General features: G+C 64.1%; 5 protein-coding genes. 1 reads left to right on the plus strand and 4 read right to left on the minus strand.

Going from position 1 to position 2,249, the window contains the following annotated elements; translation table 11 throughout:
* A partial coding sequence (locus XM53_RS22165; protein ID WP_144435657.1) for a hypothetical protein occupies positions 1–490 on the minus strand: 490 nt, incomplete at its 3' end.
* Positions 491–715: 225 nt separating this feature from the next.
* On the opposite strand from XM53_RS22165, the gene XM53_RS22170 reads away from it, so the two are divergent.
* Entirely contained in the window at positions 716–1,024 is a 309-nt protein-coding gene (locus XM53_RS22170) for a DUF6916 family protein (RefSeq protein WP_057796975.1), read from the plus strand.
* A gap of 12 nt (positions 1,025–1,036) precedes the next feature.
* Here XM53_RS22170 and XM53_RS22175 read toward each other — a convergent pair whose 3' ends face one another.
* From XM53_RS22175 to XM53_RS24110, 3 genes are all read right to left on the minus strand, one after another.
* The gene (locus tag XM53_RS22175; RefSeq protein ID WP_057796976.1) at positions 1,037–1,555 is read right to left on the minus strand and encodes a GNAT family N-acetyltransferase; all 519 of its coding nucleotides are present in this window, start codon (positions 1,553–1,555) and stop codon (positions 1,037–1,039) included.
* A gap of 34 nt (positions 1,556–1,589) precedes the next feature.
* Entirely contained in the window at positions 1,590–2,063 is a 474-nt protein-coding gene (locus XM53_RS22180) for a DUF6916 family protein (RefSeq protein WP_144435658.1), read from the minus strand.
* Positions 2,064–2,090: 27 nt separating this feature from the next.
* Positions 2,091–2,249, minus strand: a 159-nt coding sequence (locus XM53_RS24110) for a phage tail protein (protein ID WP_408006102.1), incomplete at its 5' end; no start/stop codon positions are given.

Consider the following 2,249-nt stretch of genomic DNA (forward strand, 5'->3'; position numbering starts at 1 on the left):
TGCCCGTTCCTTCGAGATAGCAGGTGACGGAGGCCGACAGGCTGTCGATCGTGATCGCGTTACTAGCCCCGGTCGCCGTGAAGCGGATGCTTTCGTAGTTTTCCGCCGTCGCGAAATTGATCACCTGGCCTGAGCCGAAACTCGTGACCGCGGATGTCAAGTTCAATGCCGGGTTCGTCTCGTGAACGAAGGTCACAACCCAGTTGCCTTGTACGAAAGACCCGATCTGAAGGCCGATTGAACCGCCGGTCGCGCCGAAATTGGTCAAGGCCTGCGTCGAGTTCAGATCGAGCGTAAAGACACCGCTTCCGCTGTCACTTATGGAGATTAGCCCGCCGTTGAAGCTGGTATTTGTCGCAGCAGCCCCCGGATTGCCACTGGTGCTCAGGGTGAAGTTGACCGCGGGTCCCGTCGACGTATCGGTAAAATCCAAATCAAACGTCGTTCCCGTCGTGAAACCACCGCCGTCCGTAAACTCGAATGTGGGCATACTGTCCTCTCGGAATTGAGTTTTGCCAACCCTACGTCAAAGGCGGCCACAGCTCCAAGAGAATTCCACACCTATTGCGTGAAAGTTTTGTAGTTTTTTCTGGTGCATCATCACGGAGCGAGCGAGTGCCACGCCCCCGCAAAGCCTGATACGCCGCCTTTATGAATTGTCATCCTCCAACCGGTATGACAGGGTGCAACCCGCCACATCACCACCGGGACGACCATGAAACTGACAGCCGCCCTTTTCGAGCCGCATGTCGGCGAAGATATCATCGTGCATCTCGACGATGGCACGCCCTTTCCGCTGAAGCTTGAAAACGTCAATCGCGCAACCGGCCCCACCGCGCAGGGCCCGGACACCGACGCTGCCGACTGCACGGTCTTCTCGCTGGGTCTCGCGGGGCCGCCGCAGCCTGTCATCAAGGCGCTGACCTATCCCATGACCCTGCCCGGGCACGATCCGATCCACCTGTTCATCAGCCCCCACGCGCAGGATGACGACGCGACCTATTACAACATCGCCGTCACCTGACGGACCAAAGGTCTAGGCGGTCGGCCGCGCGGGCGTCCATATCATCGACACATAGGGCGCGACCCGCGCCTGCACCTTGAACCCCAAGCGGCGGTAGAGCCGCTCGGGCCGGCCCCCGTCAAGGGTGCTGAGCGTGACATCCCGCCCCCGCGCGGCGGCCTCGGCACAAAGTGCCCGGAACATCAGCGTCCCCACACCCCGCCCCTGGAACGCAGGCAGGATCGCGGCGTCTATCGCGTGCACGGGATCGGCCGAGACATCCACCAGCAGGTGCCCGATGGGCCGGGTGCCGTCGGTCAGGATCAGGTCGGACGCGCCCGGCCAGTCCCGGGCGTATTGTGCGCACCGCGCCGCGTATTGCGGCGCCAGCAGCCGAGTCAGATCAGATTCCGACAGGGGAAGAGCGCCCATTTTCTGACGCTCGCAGGCCATGAACAGCTCTTCCAGGAACGCGGCGTGCCGCGCCTCTGCCGGGACAAGCGCGTATCCCGGCAGGGTCAGCGTCCACGCGTCGGCGCTGGCCGTGCTCATGGGACCGCGCCTGCCATCCTCATCCGCCCGGCGCCTAGTTCAGCACCAGCTCGATCATGGACCCGCCCGACCGGCGCGGCAGGGTCTTGAGAAACGCGTCGATCTGCCCGATCCGGGGATGCGACAGGCGGTGTATCCCGTCCTCCAGCCCGGCCAGAACCTGCGCGTCGGGCCCGTCGAAGATCGCCGATACGCTGAGGCGCCGTTTCAGGAGGCCCGGACGCGCAGGATCGCGGTCGGGCGAGGCCACATCAACCAGCCGCAGCGCCAGGGATCCGTGCGTCCGGGTCGAGACGCGAAACCGCTGCCCCAGATACGGCCGAAGCTCGTCCGCGGTGGCGGTCTCCCACCGGGCCGGGGCGACGGGCGCTATCGCCGCGCCCGTGGCGGGCACGCCCGGCTCGGCGTTGCTGCGGGCGAAGGCGGGCACCGGCAACGCCAGCGCCCCTGTCAGGGCGGCCTTCGCGGCCAGGACCATCCGACGGGTCCAACCTGTTCTCTCAGTCATGTTCGTCTCCCTTTTTTTGGCGGCACATCAGTTGCGCGACGGGAAGATACCAAAAAGCGCAATGATGTAATTCACCGCCAGATAAGGCTGCATGTTGTTGTGCGACTGGCTGCCCCCGGCGTTGTTCACGGTCACGGTCGTGTCGACCTGAAGCATCGCGGAGTCCATCGTCACATCGTCGGCCAC

Origin of the sequence: Roseovarius atlanticus, assembly GCF_001441615.1 — a bacterium.
GTDB lineage: Bacteria > Pseudomonadota > Alphaproteobacteria > Rhodobacterales > Rhodobacteraceae > Roseovarius > Roseovarius atlanticus.

Coding starts and splice junctions, on each gene's coding strand:
- XM53_RS22170 (WP_057796975.1), top strand. CDS start 716: ATGAAACTGACAGCCGCCCTTTTCGAGCCGCATGTCGGCGAAGATATC.
- XM53_RS22175 (WP_057796976.1), bottom strand. CDS start 1,555: ATGAGCACGGCCAGCGCCGACGCGTGGACGCTGACCCTGCCGGGATAC.
- XM53_RS22180 (WP_144435658.1), bottom strand. CDS start 2,063: ATGACTGAGAGAACAGGTTGGACCCGTCGGATGGTCCTGGCCGCGAAG.